Source organism: Pseudalkalibacillus sp. SCS-8 (assembly GCF_040126055.1).
Lineage (GTDB): Bacteria > Bacillota > Bacilli > Bacillales > Fictibacillaceae > Pseudalkalibacillus > Pseudalkalibacillus nanhaiensis.
On sequence record NZ_CP143541.1, the window covers coordinates 3,071,246 to 3,092,429 of the forward strand.

16 protein-coding genes are annotated in these 21,184 nt (G+C 42.0%); 1 reads left to right on the forward strand and 15 read right to left on the reverse strand.

The window, feature by feature from the left end; translation table 11 throughout:
* Nucleotide 1: 1 nt before the first annotated feature.
* The 13 genes from V1497_RS15910 to V1497_RS15970 all read right to left on the reverse strand — a co-directional run bounded on the left by V1497_RS15910 (nucleotide 2) and on the right by V1497_RS15970 (nucleotide 19,169).
* Entirely contained in the window at nucleotides 2-841 is an 840-nt protein-coding gene (locus V1497_RS15910) for a sugar ABC transporter permease (RefSeq protein WP_349408496.1), read from the reverse strand.
* 40 nt (nucleotides 842-881) lie between these two features.
* A complete protein-coding gene (locus V1497_RS15915) occupies nucleotides 882-3,194 on the reverse strand; it encodes a DUF5696 domain-containing protein (protein ID WP_349408497.1) in 2,313 nt (770 codons plus the stop codon).
* A complete protein-coding gene (locus V1497_RS15920; protein ID WP_349408498.1) occupies nucleotides 3,184-5,244 on the reverse strand; it encodes a YIP1 family protein in 2,061 nt (686 codons plus the stop codon). Before V1497_RS15920 ends, V1497_RS15915 begins: the two co-directional genes overlap by 11 nt.
* Before the next feature lie 15 nt (nucleotides 5,245-5,259).
* Entirely contained in the window at nucleotides 5,260-6,141 is an 882-nt protein-coding gene (locus tag V1497_RS15925) for a carbohydrate ABC transporter permease (RefSeq protein WP_349408499.1), read from the reverse strand.
* A gap of 41 nt (nucleotides 6,142-6,182) precedes the next feature.
* Nucleotides 6,183-7,064: a sugar ABC transporter permease gene (locus tag V1497_RS15930; RefSeq protein WP_349410857.1), complete on the reverse strand. Its 882-nt coding sequence runs from the start codon at nucleotides 7,062-7,064 to the stop codon at nucleotides 6,183-6,185.
* Between the two features lie 19 nt (nucleotides 7,065-7,083).
* Nucleotides 7,084-10,194: an extracellular solute-binding protein gene (locus tag V1497_RS15935; protein WP_349408500.1), complete on the reverse strand. Its 3,111-nt coding sequence runs from the start codon at nucleotides 10,192-10,194 to the stop codon at nucleotides 7,084-7,086.
* A gap of 78 nt (nucleotides 10,195-10,272) precedes the next feature.
* Complete coding sequence (locus V1497_RS15940; protein WP_349408501.1) at nucleotides 10,273-11,646, reverse strand: ABC transporter substrate-binding protein; 1,374 nt, start codon at nucleotides 11,644-11,646, stop codon at nucleotides 10,273-10,275.
* Nucleotides 11,647-12,121: 475 nt separating this feature from the next.
* A complete protein-coding gene (locus V1497_RS15945; RefSeq protein ID WP_349408502.1) occupies nucleotides 12,122-13,045 on the reverse strand; it encodes a thermonuclease family protein in 924 nt (307 codons plus the stop codon).
* Nucleotides 13,046-13,173: 128 nt separating this feature from the next.
* On the reverse strand, nucleotides 13,174-14,274 hold the full coding sequence (locus V1497_RS15950) for a S8 family peptidase (protein ID WP_349408503.1): 1,101 nt from the start codon (nucleotides 14,272-14,274) through the stop codon (nucleotides 13,174-13,176).
* Between the two features lie 161 nt (nucleotides 14,275-14,435).
* Nucleotides 14,436-14,678, reverse strand: a complete 243-nt coding sequence (locus tag V1497_RS15955; RefSeq protein WP_349408504.1) for a hypothetical protein — start codon at nucleotides 14,676-14,678, stop codon at nucleotides 14,436-14,438.
* Between the two features lie 112 nt (nucleotides 14,679-14,790).
* The gene (locus V1497_RS15960; protein WP_349408505.1) at nucleotides 14,791-16,209 is read right to left on the reverse strand and encodes a peptide MFS transporter; all 1,419 of its coding nucleotides are present in this window, start codon (nucleotides 16,207-16,209) and stop codon (nucleotides 14,791-14,793) included.
* Nucleotides 16,210-16,484: 275 nt separating this feature from the next.
* A complete protein-coding gene (locus V1497_RS15965; RefSeq protein ID WP_349408506.1) occupies nucleotides 16,485-17,141 on the reverse strand; it encodes a putative bacteriocin export ABC transporter in 657 nt (218 codons plus the stop codon).
* A gap of 3 nt (nucleotides 17,142-17,144) precedes the next feature.
* Nucleotides 17,145-19,169, reverse strand: coding sequence for a hypothetical protein (locus V1497_RS15970; protein ID WP_349408507.1), 2,025 nt, complete (start codon nucleotides 19,167-19,169; stop codon nucleotides 17,145-17,147).
* A gap of 303 nt (nucleotides 19,170-19,472) precedes the next feature.
* On the opposite strand from V1497_RS15970, the gene V1497_RS15975 reads away from it, so the two are divergent.
* Nucleotides 19,473-19,958, forward strand: coding sequence for a hypothetical protein (locus tag V1497_RS15975; RefSeq protein ID WP_349408508.1), 486 nt, complete (start codon nucleotides 19,473-19,475; stop codon nucleotides 19,956-19,958).
* Here V1497_RS15975 and V1497_RS15980 read toward each other — a convergent pair.
* Entirely contained in the window at nucleotides 19,955-20,524 is a 570-nt protein-coding gene (locus tag V1497_RS15980) for a tetratricopeptide repeat protein (RefSeq protein WP_349408509.1), read from the reverse strand. The genes V1497_RS15975 and V1497_RS15980 overlap by 4 nt on opposite strands.
* A gap of 12 nt (nucleotides 20,525-20,536) precedes the next feature.
* Nucleotides 20,537-21,184, reverse strand: a complete 648-nt coding sequence (locus V1497_RS15985) for a DUF3885 domain-containing protein (RefSeq protein ID WP_349408510.1) — start codon at nucleotides 21,182-21,184, stop codon at nucleotides 20,537-20,539.

The following is a 21,184-nucleotide window of genomic DNA, read 5'->3' on the forward strand; positions in this document are numbered from 1 at the left end:
GTTAAGATTTTTTGAATTCCAATCGTTCTTTCCTCGTAAAGAAGAAGATTGATAGGAGTAATATGATGAAGATGACCATGAAATAAATCCATGATAGTGCTGTCGCATATCCAAACCCGGTTTCGACCTTGAACATGTTCTCCTTGATGAGTACGATGACATTGTTCAAGGAGTTGGTAGATAAGTCGACCGTCGTATAAATGATATTGACGAGAATGAAAGGCTTGATGCTCGGAAGGGTGATCTTCCAAAAGATCTCCCAAGGTGAAGCACCATCAATAGCGGCTGCTTCATAGATTTGTTTGTTCACTTTTTGCAGTCCAGCCAGGAAAATCAGAATCTGAACGCCTGAGTACCAAAGGATGATGATTAGCTGCTCAATGACGCTGACAATGGGTTTTCCCCATGTCGGACTCAGGTTCGCTTGAAGAAAATCAATGATGCCATACCGTTCAATAATTGGAATGGTCGCTGCTCCCTGAGCAAACAATTCATTGACCACTTCTCCACTCGTAATGATAACGGGCAGGAAAAAGATTGCTCGGAAGAACCCTTTCATTTTGATTGGTTGGTTGATCATCAAGGCAACAATCAATGAAAAGACGACAACGATCGGAATCAATAAGACGACCGATTTTAAGAACATGACCAGTTCTTCTACAAAATGAGGATCTGATAGGAACGCAAACTTGTAGTTCTCCCATTCCAAGAAGGTCGTCTTGATTCCGGAAGCTGTAATATAAACTTTGTTAAAGCTCATAAAGAGGGAGTAAAAGATCGGATAAGCCATAAATAACAGGAATCCGATCAGCCACGGAAGAATGAACAAATATCCTGTCATATATTCCCTTGTCCGTCTGCTTAACGATACATTCTTCAGCTTAATCCCCTCCCTCGATGACTTTGAAATCCAATGGAGCGACCTTTGCTTCCTCGACTTGCATTTCCTTGCTGTTATAATTCACGACAATACGTACACCATTGGAATACGTCACTTCGACAACACCTAACTCCATTACTTTTCGGTCTTCGATTGTCGCTTGTTGAACATTTCGTAAAGCTTGGTTGACCCTTTCATATTGGGCTACAATATCACTTTTCCAATTTTCATATTCGGATGTGAAAAGGTCCTTTGATGGCGTTGTTTGCAGCTTCCATGACGGTTCATGCGTCAAATAATAGGACGGATAAGCGCCATACTCGATCGTTCTCAGTAGCTGACGCTTCGGATCTGCGTGATAGTTGGAGAACGACGCATAATAATCAATCGATCCATGCAATGCGATTTGCAGGAAGGGTACCGTATCCGTTTCATACATATACCGGGATGAATTCATCGGTATATCGAAGATGGAATCCGTATAACGGAACATATAGTCGTTCGGATGATAAAACGAGACGCCCTCTACTTGATCTGCATATTTTTGAGCGATTTCTTCATAGATCGATGCTGATTCTTTTCTCGTCAGCTCACGTTTCCCACTGTAATCTGAATACAGAACCGAACCTGTCTCATCGATTGAGACACCCTCTAAACCGAGGTCCTCAAATTTTTCCATATCTTCTGATGCAAGGTTCAATGCTTTCTTTGGATGGATATAGTTGATCATCAGGTCTGAGAATTCCTCATCAACAATATCCTGTGAAAACGAATACCCCAGGATATGATTGCTGATGCGCCGGACCGCATCCACCTTTACATCAAAGTTATCTTGATTGCCGAAGGCCTTTGTATAATCAAGATATAAATGGAATGGGGTTCCTTTTCGATCAAGATGGGTTTGCAGCTCTTTCAGTTTTTCTTCTCCGCCTAATTCCTGTTCAACTGGGAATTTGTCAGGATTATGGCCCGTCAATCCCCCTTGCGTCCAACCACGGAATACAGTGGTCAACCGCTGGATACCAGCATCCGTCATATCATCAACGATTGCTTTGGCTTGATCGAATGTCGTCATTGGGACTAGATTGCGAGTGATCAGTCCCGGTTCCATTTCTGAACCTAGGAATTCAATTCGGATCGGCACATCTTCACCCTTCGAATCCACTTTTTCAGCAAGAAATCCCTTTTCCTTCAAATACGAGCGATAGGTTTTCGCCATACCGATATAATCTGAATTCCCGCCTGTCAAAAAGGCATATCGGATCACCTTATCGCCTTCGATTCTTTCTTTTTGATACGTATTGATGCCCCCCATGTTCTTACTGGTGGGTTGGAAATAAGGATAGCGCATGATAAAGCGTGGCGATACCCAGTTGAAATCAGTATTGACTCCACTTGGGAAGGCCATGATTTCAGCATTGTATTGCCCTTGTTCAATAATGCCTATGAAACCATTCGCCTCTACTCCATGTGTCATCCCGAATACGGGGACGGAAATCGGCTCAGGCTTCATCGTAAAATCATCTCGCTCTTCGACAGCTTCATCCTTCCCATAGATTCTTCCAATGAATGCACTTTCGTATCGAGGATGCTCCTCCTGGTAACGAATCAAAGCACCACTCCCGTCCGGAATGAACATATACCCTGGGATATCCTCATGTTTGACGGCCCCTAAGAACGGATAGAATTGGACAGATGCGACCTTCTTCGTTCCATTTTCTTCAAAGCCTTCATCCGGCATCTTCACGAGGAGCGATTCATCCTCTAACATGACTTGAATGGAAAGCCTCACTTCCAGTTGGTCGAGGGAAAGCTCGGCTTCGAATCCATTTTCGATCGTGTTAAAAGCCTCAACTGAACCTTCTAGCGACACAAAGCTTCCCGACTCCAGCATCGCTTCTTCATTGAAATATTGCACGACCACCGGTGAATTGATCGTTGCGGACCATGACTCGTTCAGCTGTGTTTCCTTTTGTATGGATTTATCAGGTACAGAGCTCCAAACATATCCGGAGCGTTTGTCTCGTACCATGATGTTCATCGTATCCTTTTGAACATAAAGCTCTAATTCTTTACTTTCTTCGACCTTCTCATAAGCATCAGGTATGGCTAGAATGGGAAGGTTTTCTGCCGAGGCAGGCTCCGGCTGTGTGAAATCGTTCCCTTTGAACTGAAAGGTGCTATGGGTCACATCCATTTTATCTTTAGGCGTTTGATCAGCTGGCGGATTGCCTTCCCCGTATCCAATCTGATAGGTTACGAGGATCAGCAAAAAAATACATACACTTATGTAGATGTTCCGTTTATTGGACACGTAGCTTCACCTCTTGGAAGATAGAATACACGAAATCAATCACCTGATTAGAAAGCCCGAAAAGAATGAAGGATATGATACCCAACATCACCATACCAGCAGCACTCAGTGCCATATTCTTCATCGTCTGGCCGATTTCGTAGCCATGGATTTCCTTTACCATCATGAATAAAAGGAATCCTGACCAAAGGATGATCGCTTTCTTGGAAAAGTCATATATGACGAATTCCATATTCGTCAAGCCTTTGGACATGATCGTGAGTGGGATGGAAAAAATCAGATAAGGACTGAGCGCATAAACAGTCCCAACATAGACACTTTTAAATGTCCCAATCCCGTCATTAATCGTACTGATCAAATAGTTGCAGATCACCCAGGCGAATAACGGAATATAGATCTTATACAATTCCGTCATGATATTCACATTCTTGGAATCGACATTGCTGAATAGCACATTCGTTTCAAGAATGGTGAAGAGATGTACGACGAACAAGATCATCAAGAGTAAAGTTGCCGAAAAGACAGAAGCCCGTTGATTCTTCTTCAGTTCGTAGTAGCCATCGACAGGGTGTCTCAGCATTCTGAAGGTATGGAACAACTCCGTCACAATCTGGATCCCTTTGAACGCTTGCCACCCTCGGACGATTTGAGCACCTAACCCAAACTTGCGATAAAGCTTCTTCAGGATGAACAAGGAGATGAAGAAAAGAACGATACCACTGAGTACCCATGATAGGTTATCCATCAACCAGATTCTTCTTAACTCCCAATACGCCTCTGAAAGGCTCTTATTATTCCCGGCAAGCTTGAACTCCTCAAGCGCCTTTTCATAGTTTCCCTTCTTAAAAGCGGCCTTCCCGATTCCGTTATGTGCTAATGAAAACATGCTGTTGCGCTTCAGTACTTCGTTCCAGTAGTCTTCACTTTCTAAATATTTTCCATCTGAGCTAAGTGAAATAGCTGTATGTATGAGATTGGTAAATTCAGTCGGCTTCAGGATTTGGATATTGCTTTGCTTCTTATCTAAGATGAACAGTCTACCGTCATTCGAAACCGCAATTCCTGACGGTGATTTGAAGAGTCCTAATCGTTGATTCCCTGAGTTCAGCCCTCCGAATACGAATAATAGATTGCCATCAGGATCGTATTCGAAAATGTAGCCGTTACTCGAATCTACTGCATAAATATTATTTTCACCATCAACGGTGATATCAGATATAGCAAAGGATGTACTAATATCCTGTAAAAGGTTTTCTCCCGCTACGTTCAGCTTTTTGATCGCTTGATTTTCCAAACCCGCCGTAGCTGTATAGATGAGCCCCTCTTCGTTGACAGCGACATTGGTTGCCGAGGGAGGAAGCTTTTTCATCAATTTACGGTATTGCTTGTCCGTATACAGCATCTTTTGCAATTGGTGGACAAGATCGAAGTCCGTTTGATTCCCGCCATAATAGCCGAGAAATTCCCCTTCAGGCCCTAATTGAATCAAGCCTTGCATCGAACCTTTACTGACGATGTATACGTTCTTCTGCTTGTCGATGATCACCTTCGTCGGATTGAAAGGACTCTTTTTTCCGAAAATGGTTGCTTCAGGCTTTTCATACTCAAAGGCGATTGAGCCATCGTTATTAAACTTGTAGACCTTCTTCTTTTGGTAATCCGCTACATAAATGAAGCCTTCTTCATCAACATGGACACCCGTCGGTTTCGAGAGAACGTCTTCCCCGACTGTCCGGACGAAATTCCCGAATGAATCAAAAATGACAATGCGGGAGTTGCCGGTATCCGCCGCATAAACCATATCGTCCTTGTCTATGAAGATATCTTCCGGCTGAAACAGAGGCTCTTCTTCTACCTCACCATCGGGAGTAGTGACTTGTATATCAAAGCCATCAATCGTTCCGATCGGTTGATAAGCGGTTTGAGTATAGATTGGATCTCCATCTTTATCGAACGTATAGGTGATGAAAGGTGCTTCTGCAGCGACGGTCGATGTCGTCAATAGAAGAGTGGCAAGTGTCAATAATAGGATGTTCTTGAGCCGCGACATGTTCTACCTCCTCTCTTACTTCAATCCTGAGTGAGCCATCGTATCAATTACTTTACTTTGCATTAATAAGAAAATGATGAGGTTCGGGAGGAACATAAGTGCAGCTGCTGCCGCGGCCATCCCTTGTCCAGCGACCTGATTATCATTCCCGACGTTACCTGCCAACGTATTCATATAAAACGCAAATGTTTTAAGACTCTCATTGTTCATGTAGATTTCTGACGTTTCCGTATTGTTCCATGCCATTTGGAAGGCAAGAATAGATACGGTTGCAATAGCAGGTGTCACCATCGGAACGATGATCTTTCTGAAAATATAAAAGTTGCTCGCCCCATCGACTCTTGCTGCTTCAATCAGTGCATCCGGAATTTGATCAATGAACTGCTTGATCAGAAACAATCCTACCGGCATGGCCAATACAGGCAATATATGACCGAACATGCTATCTGTCAGACCGATGCGATCAATGATGAAATATCGCGGGATGGCAACTGCAGCTGGAACGAACATCAAAGCAATGATATTCGCTTCGAAGATGACGTTCTTCAATTTGAAATCAAGCTTGGATAAAGCAAAGCCTGCCATTGCACTGATCATCACACTGGCAAATACGATTCCCCCAGATGTGATGATACTGTTGAACAGATACCTCGTCATCGGGATGACGGTTACACTCGTTTCCTTAAATAGTTCGTTGAAGTTCCGCAACGTCGGCTTTTCTACGAAAAACCTTGGTGGATAAAGGAACAGTTCGTCAATCGGTTTAAGAGCCTGTGAAAATATGAAAATGATCGGCAAAATCATGAACGCTGAAAGCGGTATTAGAAACAAGAAAAACTTGGTTTGACTAAAACTGAATTTACCTGGGTCGATTTTCGTCCCTTGGAAGGATGCCATAACACATTCCCCTTTACATCATTGTGGAAGCTTGTCCGTATTCAATCCTTCTCTCCGAACAAACGCCAGCAAAATCTTGAAATACCATAAACAAAGATGAGCAGTACGAGTGAGATCGCTGAGGCATAACCCATATCGAACCGGATGAAGCCATGATCAGCGATGTGTGTCAGGATCAACTGACCTGAGTATTGAGGGGTAGGATTTGACCCTGAAAGCTGAACGGCGATATCTCCCGCCTGAAAGGTCTGAACGACTGCCATGACGGCTCCGAACAGCATTTGCGGCTTCATCGATGGAATCGTGATATACCAGATCTCCTGGAACCGGTTCCTCATCCCATCAATATAAGCAGCTTCATAAAGCTCCCGATCGACATTCAATACTCCGGCGAGCATGGCCAAGAAACCAACCCCCATACTGTTCCATAGGGATACAAGAATCATGATCGTCATCAGATGCTCCGGCGATTGAAGCCACTGAATCGGTTCATTGATGAATCCGATCTGTATGAGGAAGCTATTCAAATAACCCGCTCGATCCCCACTAAAGAAAATCAGCCAGACGACAGACATGGCTACCCCCGCCGTCATGGAAGGTGAATAGATCGCCAATGTGAGGATTGTTCTCGGCTTTTTAGGGATTTGCGCAAGCATCCAAGCCAAGAGGAAAGCCAGGACATAGCCCCCCACACCGACAATCAGAGCAAATTGAAACGTGTTCGGCAGCACGTGCATCATGAACACGTTATCCTGCGTAATGAGATTCACGAAATTTTTCAGCCCGATGAATTTAGGGGGCTGGATTGTATTGAAATAGGTAAAGGCAAAATACGCAGCCACAATGACTGGAATGACAATGAATAAGGAAAAGACAACCAGGAAGGGTGCGACGAAGCCAAGGGCGCTCAATTCTTTTTTCAGCGCAGTGACCCACTCATGTTTACGACTCGTCTTCGTTTGGATATGGACCTTTTGTTCTGTACTCGTAACTGGTTTCACTGGCCTCCCCCTTCGACTGTATTTTTTCGATTGACGGAACTTCAAGTTCTTTTACGACTTCACCGTTCTTGATGAATCCGAATTCTTCAAGCTTCTTTCTCATCTCACGGTTGGTCGTTATGACAGCATCTTCAATCGCTTTCCGTTCATTTTCACCTTCAAACACGACTTCGTTCCAAGCATTGCTGATTTCCCGTTCCAGCATATAATCCCCTGGAATGTGCGGAATGTCTCTCAACCACTTCCATTGTTCCTTGATGACCTCAAGATCCTCCTGTGGCCATGGAAGCTGACTGAGCGCTTCAACGTTGGAAGTATTCCATCTGAATTCGGTACCATAGATCGTTTCAATCAAGTTACCGAACTGAGATTGAGTTTCCATACTCGTCCACCATTTGATGAACTTCCACGCATCTTCCTTCTTATCACTGCTTTTGAACATCGTGACACCTTTACCGGTTCCAGGTGCCCAACGGATGACTTCGCCTTCTTCGTTTTTCACCCCTGGGTAAGGTGCAATGCCCCACCAACCTTGAAGCTCTGGTGCAGCAGCTGTGATTTTTACATAATTATCGAAATCGGAAATCCCGATCGGAATATCTCCTTGTCGGAAATGACTGTAGAAATTCGGCACTTGCAGCGGCAGACTATAAACCGTGAACAGGTTCGTCATCTGCTTGAACCCTTTCAAGGCTGCCTCACTGCCGATAGCCGTACTCATTCCATCTTCGTTGAAGAGCTCTCCGCCATTTTGATAGATATAAGGAACGGTGACATTCGGTTCCTTCAATCCACCTTGACCAGCTAACGGTACGAAGAAATTCATTCCGAACCGTTGAAGCTTCGGAAGCATCTTTCGTACATCTTCCCAAGTGTCGGGCACTTCAAGATCAAGGGCCTGTAAAATATCTTTTCGGTAGAACAGGACGTAAAATTCTTGAGTTTCTGGCAATGCATAGGTTCCTTCATCATAGATGAATGGTAGAAGGGCGCCAGGAGAAAATCGCTCGATGACCTCCTCATAATCCGGGAACTCACTTAAATCTGCGACCGCATCCCTGACTGCCAGTTCAAACGGAAGCTTTTGTGCGATTCCCATAGCAAGATCAGGAGATTTATCGGATGCATTCGCCAGGATCAGTTTCTCTTCAGATGGCATCAAGCTTAATGTGACTTTAATGCCCGTCTTTTTAGTGAATTCTTCATTGGCCATTTTTTGCATCAACATGACATACTGCCTTGGTCTGTTCACCCAAATTTCAATTGCATCCTCGTCTCTCGAACTGACCTTTTCATAATCTTTGGTGAACGAGGAAAAGAAGTTCAGTGCCATTGAATTCATTCTCTGTAAGAAGCTCGCTTTGGCATCCGGCAGATCCTTGCCAGCATAAACATAGAATTTATCAAATTGTAACGGTTGGTTTGGCAACATTAACAGAAGATCACCGAGCTTTTGCGTAACGGATCCTGAGCTTTGTGACAGCTCATCGAACCGAACTGGTATTTCTCCAGGTTCTTCCGCAATATCCTTCAGTTGATTTGCGCTAATCAAGAGATTTCTCGCTTGATCGGGTTTCTTATCGCTTAGTTTCTTCAGGTAGTCATATTTTTCTTGCAGTTCCTTGGCCAGCTTCTTTAATCGGGGGACGATATCAGGGATTTGCTGTTCAATATCCCAGTCCCGATAGGCGTCCTTCGATTTTCCTGTTGCCATCTGAATTTCTAGGGAAAGCTCATTCACCTCACGCATGACATCTTTAATCGTACTGATGACAGGCTGGTAAGGTGACGGATTCGCAATAAGGGTCAGTTCGTGCTCGCCTTTTGTAAGGAAGAACTGATAAGGATTTCCCTTCGAATCAGATAAGGTTTCATTTTTCCACTCGGATGTATAATCGAACGGGTAACGCAGCAACGAATTAAACGGTATTTCCCCATCAATTTTGACCGTACGGTATACCGGAACGTTAATATTGTAAAATTGGTTGTATTTGAAGCCTAATTGATAGAATCCAGTCTCCTCTACGTTGATTTTCCAGGTGACAGATTCTCCACCTTCCTGCCAGGTGTCTCCTCCAAATGCATTAAGAGACAGCTTGTTCCCGCGGTTCGGTGTAACATTCGGTTCTCCATTCGGTAAAGCTCTTATTGAGGAATCTGATTTATAGTAAGGATGCTCGGCTTCAATTTCCAAGAGCTCTTTTACTTTTTGTCCATTCTCATAGTTTGCTAGATATTCTTTATATGTAGGGAGTTGTGCCGGTGATTTTACAAGGATGTTCCCCATCAGCATCGGCTCACGAATATTCAGTAGCGTAATTGTATTTTCACCTTTTTCGAGGTGAAACTGTAACGGTCGATCGTACAGGTAACTCGCATCCATGAAAGAGCGTTGCTGCCACTTATGTATTTCATCTTGCTTCGGGAATACTTCGTTTCCTAATTTATCCTGCTCAAACGTTTCGACTTCATCTTTCCATAGTCTCGGTAGGACGATTCTTCTCGCTTCATAGTACTGGAATTCGCCGTTTACCTTGATTCCACGTTCAATCGGGATGATCTTTCCTGGTAAGGCATAATAATCAACCGCAACCTCATATAACCCTTCCTTAGGAACAGAAACGGTTACCTGAATTTCTTCTGTACCTTCTTCCCAACGGATAACCTTCCCATCGTAGTCTTCGTGATTCGTGAGATTCACATCTTCATTGCTTTCGGCGACATCGACAGGTTGGATGATTTTTTGATAGCCATTCGTACTGGATAGCCCCTCTTCTTCCCATTGCTCGAGCATATCCTTATAATTGGCTTCAATGATCCGTTGCTGTTTTTTCTCTTTTTTCGGCTTGCCTTTTTCATTTTGTTTATCTTCTTCAGACTTTTCTTCATCCTCTTCATCATCATCGTTGAACAGGTCATCTAAAAGCTCTTCTGTATCCGAATCCTCCTCTTCTGTATTCGCAAAAGAGATCGGAGTATACGCATGAAGTAGAGTCCCCACGAGGAGGACGGTCAGCACGAATAATCGAATTGTCACTTTATGATTGCCCATAGGATTTCTCCTTCTCGAAGCAGGCTATGAAATAGAAAGGATGGGGAGGTTGAATGCCCCATCCAATTTTAGAATGATCTACTCTTCGCCGATAACTTCTTCCAATTTCTGAACTGCGTTTTGATAAGCTTCATTTGCCTTCTCATCTAACTCTGCACCGACATCACTTGGCTTCGCTTCACCTTTGTCAAATTTCTCATTCATCGGACCTAGCATATCCAATACTTCTGTATACCCTGGGTGGAACTTGAGTGGATCGACTGTGCCGTTCGGAATCCCTTTAATGATTTCCTTCATTCCTTCAGGTACATTTTCATCACCCAAATACGTCTCCCAGATTTCTTTATCGTTTACAATCGGAATACTTTGTGCAACTGGAACACCAGCGTCCTTCCTAGCCAACCAGCCTTCTTTAGAGAACGTCAACCACTTCATGAACTCATAGGCAGCTTCTTTATGCTCTGAGCTTTTGGAAATCCCCATATAATCAGCTACAAGTGGGACTCGGTTGTCTTCCATTCCAGGAACCGGTAGAACGGACCAGTTGAATTTGTTGTTTTCCGTGTTACCAATCAATCCCCATGTGCCATCATACTTCATTGCTACTTTACCTAGGTTCCAAGGATGCTTATCCTTGCCGTACCACTTATCACGATCTTTCTGTTCATAATAGAACGGACTAACTTTATCTTCTTGCCAAAGTGTATTGATGTAATTTTGAGCATCAACGTATGCCGCTGAACTGAAATTGTACTGCTCGCCATCCCACGTTCCCCACTCAAGGGAGGTGTCGAATTGGGACGGAAGTGCCTCACGATAAGCACGTGGATTTTCGAATCCAAATTGGTGCTCATTGAAGTTCGTCATCTTTACAGCTGTTTTTCTTAAATCATCCAATGTCCAACTGCTATCCGGTACTGGAACATTTTCCTTTTCAAAGAGGTCCGTGTTGACGAGCATTACGATTGCGTGCATAGAATGCGGCATCGCATATTGACGGCCTTCATACTGAGCTGTTTCAAGAATACTACCGAATGTATTTTTAGGATCGTACTCCTCATCCGCTTCCAAATACGGTGTCAGGTCCTCGAGCCATCCATTCGTCACGGCTGTCGGAACACCGAATGTCCAGAAGACATCTGGTAATTTTCCAGCTGCTGCTGCTGCGGAAAGCTTTTCATTCCATGGCCAAGTAACCGCTTTGTCTTTTTTAACCTTGATATTCGGATGTGTTTCCTCAAATGCTTTTATGATCTTTTCGACTTCTTCATCACTTTGCCATGTTCCATATGTAATCGTCACAGTCTCACCAGAGTTTTCGGATGGTTTATTTTCCTTCGGCTTGTCCTTTTCTTCTGAGGATGTTTCTTTGCTGTTCGAACATCCTGCAATCATTAGAGCAAAGCTTAGCAGCGCAACAAGTATAAATGTAAATAACTTCTTTTCTCTCAAGAGAATCCCTCGCTTTGTTATTTTTTCTTGTTTACCGATCAATACGTTAACATTCCCGATACGAATAAAGTGTGCCCCTCCCCTCTTTAACGCTGTCAAGCGTTTGCATTTGAAATTACTGAAACGGAATTGAAACGTATCGATAAAAAATCAAGATAAAGCACCTCAAGGACATCTGTGTTCCCAAAGGGTTGTTCAAACTAGGATGAATAATCTACGTGGAGCCTACATGCTCATGATATCTGCCTTATGTACTAGGGATGTCGAAAATTGTCGTTGGAAATTGGCGAGCAGTTGAAAGGTACGAAAATGAAAGGGTGTTATTTAAGTTTTATCGAAACGTTTCGATACCTTTATAAAAAAACTACCATGAAAGCCTTTTCATTTCAAGTTTTTTTAAAAATTTTCTAACAATTAAAATGAGTAAAGGAAGCCGGCCTAAAATCGACTCCCTTTACTCCTGTTCTGAATTGATTTAACATGCATCTTCCACTTTTTTGTACCCCGCATCAATCGCATCCTTCTCATTTAAGAAGAAAACACGATATTCAATCGGGATCGTCTCCCATTTCTTAGGTTCAACATAGTGTTTCGTTTCGTGATGGCCGACATACTTATTCGGTCCTCCGCGTTTATTGAATCGGAATTCATATGGAAGTTCGTCAATCGGCCGCTCTGGATTCCACAATCCTTTTCCAGACTCTTTCGCCCGAACAACAGCTTGTCCATACTCTTCAAAGTGATCTAAATTCGGATAGATGAAATAAGGTACAGCCAAACCTCTTTCGATCATTTCTTTGTTTAGGTTTACGTCAGTCTTTTCCACAATGGCTAACAAACGCCCGTATTGGTCGAATGGATCATCTCCTACGACGATCTCCACGTTCTCACCTTCAGGAAGCAAACACTTCAGCTGTCGAGTCGCTTCCTCAGCATAATAGCCTTGAGAATCGCCTTGATAATTGGTTTCCGGTGTATCAATTGACACAAACCTAACTTTTGTCGTACCAAGTACCGGGGTTTCTAGATGAATCGTATCCCCATCAACGACTTTCTTTACAGAAGAGGGGAATCGTCTCGTTACAGGTGGGATTTCTGTTTCTTCGTTCGTTTCTTCGATATTGGTGTCAGAGGTGACGTGCAACTCTTGCTGATGAATTTCATCTACTTTGCCTGTGATGCGAAACCACTTTCCAGGAACAAGATTAGGAAGCTTCGTTTGGGCTCTCACAAGAATGCCATTCCCTTCATCATCAATGAAAGGATAATTATAACCGTCCTCTAACGGTTCTTCAGCTTTACCTGCAAGGAAACCGCCAACTGTAACCTCACTTCCTTTCAGCTCGTCCTTCTCCTGTTTCGCAAGATCTGCAATGCGTATTTCAAGATCACTTTTCATCAAAACACCCTCTTTCACTGAGTTACCTTCAGTGTAATACAAGAAGATGGAATCGTTTTATATAAACCGTTGGATTTCAGAAAAATGAGACTTAATGCATGGGTGTGGAGGAATTTATTCTAGGGGAGTTACTGTCCGGTGATTTTTAATAACGCAGCATACGTGTTGATACGACCATTCTCATACAATGTTCCTTTACCAGGAACCGGTACCGTTGTCGTTTCAATTGCATTACGCACTTTATTTGCATTTGGTTCGAGGGAAGCAAGCAATGCAGCAAGTCCACTTACAAATGGTGCAGCCATTGAGGTCCCTGAGAGATATCCATAGTTCGTCTGCCCCATCATGTTCGTAGTGGTTGGTAACGTCGAGAGGATGTCGATACCTGGTGCAGCAACATCAACCCATGCTGAGCCGAAATTCGAAAATGACGCCTTCGTATCATCTCGGGCAAGCGCTGCCACACTGATGACTTCTGGGTAAGCTGCCGGATAAAAGAGATCCTGTGTATTATCGTTTCCAGCTGCAGCAACTTGGATGACTCCTCTACCTGCAGCGTATTGAACAGCACTTTGTACACTTGAACTGAACGAAGGACCACCAAGGCTCATATTAATGACTTTTGCACCATTGTCTGTCGCATTGACGATCCCTTTCGCAACATCACTGAATGACCCGCTGCCACTGTCATCCAGAACCTTGATATTCATGATTTTAGGGTTAATCGCTAGACCAGCAACGCCAATATCATTCCTTGTTGTAGCAGCAGCAATACCAGCAACATGAGTACCATGACCGTTCACATCTTGGGACGTTGACGAAGTCGAGAAGTTGACATTCAAGACCATTTTATCAATCAAATCAGGATGTCCACCATTCACGCCCGTATCTAGAATCGCAATTTTCAAGAGAGAAGACCCTCTCGTGACATTCCAAGCTCTAGTCGAATTGATTTTCAATAGACCCCATTGTTGAGGAAACAGCGGATCATTCGGTGTCAGCTGAGTAACCATCAATCCATTGAATTCAGCAAACTTAACCTCTGGGAAATTTGAGAGAAGTCGAAGTGTCGTATTCATACGACTCGAATCGACTTTGATAACGTATATATTAAGTTGTGGAATTTGATCGATAACTGTACCACCGACTAACCTGATGATTTCTAACGCTCTTTGAGAAGAAACATTTGCATGGAAACCGATTACAATTTGATTAGGTAAAAAATTCATTATAATTTTTTTCACCTCCTGTCACCATACGTTCTCTATCATCTTACGTAATAGATTGATAGAGGAAACGGCTAGTGAGGAGATATTGGGAAAAATAGGTTTTATTTCGTGTAAAATATGAAAAAAAACCACTTAGTCTTAGGACTTAGTGGTTTTTTCGTTCAGCTAAATGTTTCATTCTCATTCGGATTTTGAAGGTCATTAACGAAGTTGCTCATGCTTTCTCCTTCATAAAAATAAGGCTTCATATCTGCTAACCATCGTTGATAGTGTTGGAAGTCCTGTTCATAGTCACCCGAATAAAAGCGGTGAGCTTCTTGATTCGTCAACGTGTCAATGACAACAATCCCTCTGTACGTCTGTTCATCGGGCTCATCATAATCACAAAGCACGTAATAACCCACAAGCCACACCTCCTCATTTGTTCTGTCTATCATTTAATGTTGCTTATTAAAGAATTTTCATACGTTATTAAAAAAGAAGGACACAATTGAAGTGTCCTTCTTTCTAGTATCGTCATGCTGCTTCTTGTTCTTCTATTTCGTCCACGTGCATGAGTTTCTGCAATGGCTTCGAAATAGCAAGTAAGATAAGACCAAGAATAAGAGCTGCAATTCCAAGATACAAGAAGATTTCAAAATAGCCGAATTCAGTCGTCAACGATGCAATGTATCCTGCCAGATAGTTTGCTGCAGCATTACTCAAGAACCAGACCCCCATCAATAGGGATGCAATCTTGACTGGTGCCATTTTACTTACGAGTGAGAGCCCGATTGGAGAAAGAGATAGCTCACCTAATGTGTGCAGCAAGTAAGTGACGACCATGAACATCATCGAAACCTTTAGAGTATTGGATGCATCACTGCCTGTTGCCATGACCGCCGGTACGAGGACCATGAAGCCAAGACCTAAGAGGATCAAGCCGAACGCCATTTTCGTCGGTATAGAGAAATCACCGCGCTTTGACTTGGAAAGCTTCAACCACAATGCCGAAACGACCGGTGCCAGAAGTAAGATGAATAAAGGATTCAATGACTGGAAGAACGAAACGGGTACTTCATAACCGAAGACCGTACGATCAACAAAGTCTCTTGTATATAAGGTAAAGGATGCACCTGCTTGTTCAAATCCTGCCCAGAACGCAACAGTGAAACATGCCAATATCAAGATGACAGCTGTGCGTTGTTTCTCTTGCTTCGTCAATGGTTTCGGTTTTGCATTGCTATCAAGAGATGGTTTCATTTTCGCCGCAGCAGGCTTCGTTCCAATATCACCAAGGTATTTCTTCGAAAGCGCATTGAAGGTAACTTGTCCAATGATCATCCCGATCGAGGATGCAAGGAATGCATATTTGAATCCAAAGACTTCAATACCTGTAGGCGTCGTTGAAGCAAACCAATTCGCATAGATCAACCCAGCAACTAATGGAGAGATCAGTGCTCCTAAATTAATTCCCATATAAAATATGGTGAAAGCTGAGTCCTTGCGAGGGTCATTCTTCGAGTATAATTCCCCGACCAAAGTCGAAATGTTCGGTTTAAAGAAGCCGTTCCCGATGATCAACAGTAATAACCCAAGATAAAGCCCCCATTTTTCCTGGACCGCAAATAACGTGAAGTCTCCTAGCGCCATCGTGATACCACCAATGGTGATCGCTGTCCGGAGCCCCATCCACTTATCTGTCAAGTAGCCTCCGATCAAGGGTGTAAAGTATACCAAACCTGTATATATCCCATACAATTGCAATGCGGAAGCTTTATCAAATCCAAGTCCTCCACTAATCAATTCCGCAGTCAGATAAAGGATGAGGATCGATCTCATTCCGTAATAGCTGTAACGCTCCCACATTTCTGTGATGAATAATAAGAACAAACCCTTCGGATGTTTCTGTTTCTTTGTATAAACATCCTTGTCTTCAATAATCGTCCCTTCCATGATGTGTTCCTCCTCAGATGTCTGACGACTGTCAATAAATATATTTTTCAATAATATTCGAATGTAAATCTTTTGTAAAGGGAGTAGACAAAAAGTTGAAATAGGAAGAAAAATCGGTCTTTTTTTGATTTGACCATCTGGTGTTCGAAATTATGAACCTATTTATGGATTTACGAACCTAATCTCGAAATTTTGAACCTATCTGCGGAATTATGAACCTATTTTAAAAATTATGCACCAAATTGCTGATGCTATAGACGAAATCATAGCCTCTCTTAAACTTCAGTCAAATCTTCTAAACGAATAACACGAGAAAAGCAATGCAGAATATCGTTGTTATGGGTAACGACGACAATGGTGACACCCTTCTCATTCAGCTTCTTCAAGTACCCGAGGATTACTCTTTCGTTATCTTCATCAAGACTCGCTGTCGGTTCGTCGGCCAAAATCAATTCACTTTCCTTCAGGATGAGCCGCATGATCGCAATCCGTTGCTGCTCGCCCCCGCTTAATTGATACACCCTCTTTTCCTTTAAGGAGCCCAGGCCAAATTCATCCAGCAGCTGGTTGATTCTTTCTTCCTTCTCTCTTTTTTTCAGTTTCTTATATTCAAGAGCAAGCTCTAGATTCCAAGCCACTGTTTCATCTTCTACAAGTCCATAGTTCTGGAACAGGTACCCAATCTTCTCTCTTCTTAGCATCATCGCGTCTTTCGAATGGACACCTGGATTCTTTTTGTTGAATAGATGGATGCTTCCTTTATCCTTTTCAGTAATGAGACCGATGATATTCAACATGGTCGTTTTCCCTTTACCGCTCTCACCTGTAATGGCAATCATCTCACCTTTTTTAACACTGAGGTTAACATTAGAGAAAATTTCCGATTTCTTATCATATCCTTTGGACACATTGGTCAGCTCAATAAGAGACATAAATCATCCACCTTTAACGAGTTTATGTAGATCCTGTTTGATGATTTTTTTATACAAGTACAATAAAACCAGAAAATCCACCGCTAATATGGAAAGGTACAGAACGATATTGAATTCCATAAAGGCAGACAATACGATGCCACTAATCATGAAAACGACAATGAAAATTTGTTTTTTGAAGGATTTCAATGATTCGTATCCATGTATATATTGAAGGGCGTACCTTCTATTGTTCGAAGTCACGTCAACGTAATTTGAAATATATAAAATGAAAATGAGAGTAAATAAGAAGAGGACCGAGAAAACCAATGAATTGTAGAGGATGAATTCAACAAAGTAGACTTTGTCCATGTATGGTGTCAGGAGAGTCCCAACGTTAACGAGTTTATCCAGTCTATGTGCTGAAATTGTTTGGCTGAATTCCTCCCGTTGTTCCGACTGGACATAGAAGTCTCCAGCATTCAAGAGGTCATAATAATACATATTGCTGAAATCCCCTTGATCGACCACGATAATCGTGTCTTTCAATTTGACATCGGCTTCATCCCCGCTACTTTGCCCTAGCAGTTCATGCTCCTGACCATCCGCTATATAAAGGATATTAAGATCATGAATGCTTCTCTTTTCTTCTGACAACCCGAAATACCGATCATAATTCATCCAGTGGTTGAATTTCTCAATATAGATTTGTTTGATCTCATCCTCTTGAGTCTCATACTGGGCTGGAACGAAGATGGTCGGTTGATCAAAATTTAAATCTGTAATACGTTCTCCAGCTTTGTTCTTCACGTTCATGAAACGGTTCAGATAACGTTCATTCACAACAATATGGTTATCCTGTACAGACTGATAGATATCCTCTTTCTTGAGACCATTTCGTTCAAGATATTCCGTTGATAACAAACCAAGTATGTAGGCGTCGTTCACATAAAGACGATCCTGTTCATCGTATCGCTCATAAATCGTTTTAATAGCGTGACCATATTGCTCGAGAAGGTCAAGGTTTTTCCGAGCGCGTTCATCTTCATCGTAATTATAACCATTGGATGTAAAGTATCCAGCTAATTTTTGGTATTGTTCAACATCCTTTTGTTTCTCTTTGTACGTTTCGTAATTTGAGAGGAATGCAGACATCGAAACTGTAATCGCCAGAATCAGAACAATCTTAATCGCGTATAACGAGTACGTTAAACGGTTCGAATACACTTTATTCTTGATCATCAGGTTTATATCAATGAATTTCAGGCTGATTTGTGTCATCAGCAACATGAGAATATTCAATAGGACCACGATAAACAGGAACGCGGATAACAAATAAAAGTAGCGAGGGACTACATTACCGACAGCCAAATAGTAACAGAAATGAATCGTGAGTGTGATGAGCACGATGACAATTTCCATTTTTATAAAATCTACTAACGTGCTCTTGATCATCTTCATGTTCGAAAAGCCGAGCATCTTCTTGATGGCATTGACTTTGATTCTTGTAAACGTGTAAATGAATAAGACCAGCTGACTTAAAAGGAACAACAATCCGAAGTTCAGCGCATTGTACGAAATGATTTGGGTATAATTGATTTTTTCCTGATAAGGTCGGATGGAAAGCCCGATTTCTCGGCTTAATTCTGAGAGGTTCTGTTTTGGAATATCCGTATAAAAAACGCCGTTATGATCAATGAAATCCTCTTTCGTAAGAATGTGATAGGATAAATGCGTATCTGGAGAGATGGATCTTGGCTGCTTAATTTTATCAATCTGACTATGATAAATTTCATAGCTGAATTGATTGCCCGAGGTCACAGGAGTTTTAATGAGTTGAAGATTACAAGATTCGTCATTCAGACAGCTCGAATTCAATTGTTCATAGAGTGCATTCAGCTCATTCCCCGAATACTCCTCTACAAAATAGCCATCTAAAGATGAATCCCCAAGGTTATTCAATTCGTAAATATCATAAATGGATTTATTGAAAATAAAAGACAAGAGTAAGAGCTGCCCAACAAGGAAGATAAATAGTAACTTTTTCATAGTATGCGTACTCCCTAAACGAAAGTGGATTTACAACCTTACTCTTTATGACGTAATTTTTGGAAAAAAGTTCTTTTTTTATGATTTTTTTGAAATATAGGACACAAGCCCTGCCACAAGGAAAACCATGATCAAGCCGATGTAAAGAAAGGGGAATGAACCTCGTAAGAAGATGATAGGCACAATCATCAGTAAGAAGAGATAAAAGAAATATTTATACATACGAACACCTTCTTTCAGCGTTTTAACGGAACCCCCTTCTGAGTGCCTACGTCTATTAAGAAAGAGGGGGGATGCCACGTTATGAAGCTACTTATTTCAATTACTGTTTTCATTATATTCGGTTTGTCAATTCTATTTGGTATCCATCTATATACTGAGCCTGTTTCCATTCAGCTTGTTGAAACGGATAAAACGTTACCTGAAAGGTATCAAAAAGATCGTTTAACAGATTATTTACTGACAATGGTACATACAGAGGAAGGATTTGAGGAAAAGTGGGAGGAATTCCAGTTATCAGGCACGGCTCCAACCATTGATTTTAACCGCTATGATTCTTTCTTTTTAGGATTCAACGAATCTGGAGGCTGTGCCATCAAACCTGAACATCTTGAATTTAAGAAAAAAGAAAAGTCTTTGATCGTCCGTATATCAACGCCTTACGAGTATTGTCAGGACATGGCCGTACCACGAACCTTCGTTTATAAGCTGGAAAAAGAGTTGGCGAAAGAGCTGACTGAAATGGTCATCGTAAATGAAAGAGAAGAGAAAAAAGTTCCGATCGATTAACGAATTTGAGCTACAAGCTGGATGGCCTGTTCTGTGGAATCTATTAAGGAAGGTTCATTCTTTGCCTTCCTTATTTCCAGTGCTTCATGGAAACAAGATAATGCCTCATCCAATTTCCCCTGTTCCAACAAGCATTTTCCTTTGTGCTGTAAGGCGAAATCTTTGAACACCTTTAAATCGCTTTTCTCACAATACGTGAATGCACGATTAAAGTAGTGGAGAGCCATTTCATGCTGGTTATCATACTTCAATGCTTCACCAAGACGGATGTAAGAGACGACCTCTTTTTTCTCGTCTTTCTTCTCAATTGCCACCTCTAGGCTTCTTGTTAAATGGGCAATTGCTTTTTCAGGCTGACCAAGGATCCGATAAAGATTTCCCAACGTTCCTTGTAGAAAGTAAACATCCTCATCTTCTTCCACATGCTTCAAAGCGACTTCCAACTTAGAAACAAATGCCTTGATAACTTCCGGATCCTTCGGTTTTTCTCTTAAGTACTCGTTTTCATCAAAGTAAATATACGCGTTAATCGACAATAGCTCATCCTTTAATACTCCTATATCCACAGGCTTCCCCCTTTAACGAAATACGCTTTCTATCTGCTCGCGATCGTACTCCAAAATCCATTCGTTATACGTTTCATATAGATAAAGAATCTCTTTTTTATCCGCTGCGATTACGTCACAGCCACGATCATCATACATATGGAAGATGATTTTCTTCGTAACGTTAATGAAATACACGTTATATGCATATTTCGGCTTTTTTAGAAGCCTATTAGAGTTGGTCGAATCTTCAGCTGCAATCGCCATTAAAAGCTTTCTGTACTTGATGTGATTCTTCCTACAAGGAAAGATGAAACGATGTGTCACATCGTTTTCCTCCCCGTAAACACTTGGCACGATACGATGCTTCAATCTGTACAAAGCTTTATGCTCTTTTACATATTTCTTATGGAAACGTAACGGTCTTTTCTGAAGTACAACATCCCCTTTGGGACAGTGAAAATCCTTCACCATGAAAAGGTCATCTTCATTCTCAAAAACCGAATCAAAGAGGGTGAAAGCACGCTTCTCAATTCTTCTCTGGTTCCGAGCATCCTCTAAGGTTAGACTAGGATCCGCCAATTCAAAACGGATTCCTGGTTCCCACGAATAAAATAACGGCGGATGCAAGGTAAGACCTTGAAAATACTTTTGTAGAAAAAGTTCAAGTTGCATCGTCAT

Excerpts from the sequence above, each read along its gene's own strand:
- V1497_RS15950 (WP_349408503.1), bottom strand. The coding sequence starts at position 14,274 with ATGAATTTTTTACCTAATCAAATTGTAATCGGTTTCCATGCAAATGTT.
- V1497_RS15985 (WP_349408510.1), bottom strand. The coding sequence starts at position 21,184 with ATGACGATGCAACTTGAACTTTTTCTACAAAAGTATTTTCAAGGTCTT.
- V1497_RS15910 (WP_349408496.1), bottom strand. The coding sequence starts at position 841 with ATGACAGGATATTTGTTCATTCTTCCGTGGCTGATCGGATTCCTGTTA.
- V1497_RS15965 (WP_349408506.1), bottom strand. The coding sequence starts at position 17,141 with ATGTCTCTTATTGAGCTGACCAATGTGTCCAAAGGATATGATAAGAAA.
- V1497_RS15945 (WP_349408502.1), bottom strand. The coding sequence starts at position 13,045 with ATGAAAAGTGATCTTGAAATACGCATTGCAGATCTTGCGAAACAGGAG.
- V1497_RS15970 (WP_349408507.1), bottom strand. The coding sequence starts at position 19,169 with ATGAAAAAGTTACTATTTATCTTCCTTGTTGGGCAGCTCTTACTCTTG.
- V1497_RS15935 (WP_349408500.1), bottom strand. The coding sequence starts at position 10,194 with ATGGGCAATCATAAAGTGACAATTCGATTATTCGTGCTGACCGTCCTC.
- V1497_RS15975 (WP_349408508.1), top strand. The coding sequence starts at position 19,473 with ATGAAGCTACTTATTTCAATTACTGTTTTCATTATATTCGGTTTGTCA.
- V1497_RS15960 (WP_349408505.1), bottom strand. The coding sequence starts at position 16,209 with ATGGAAGGGACGATTATTGAAGACAAGGATGTTTATACAAAGAAACAG.
- V1497_RS15925 (WP_349408499.1), bottom strand. The coding sequence starts at position 6,141 with ATGGCATCCTTCCAAGGGACGAAAATCGACCCAGGTAAATTCAGTTTT.
- V1497_RS15920 (WP_349408498.1), bottom strand. The coding sequence starts at position 5,244 with ATGTCGCGGCTCAAGAACATCCTATTATTGACACTTGCCACTCTTCTA.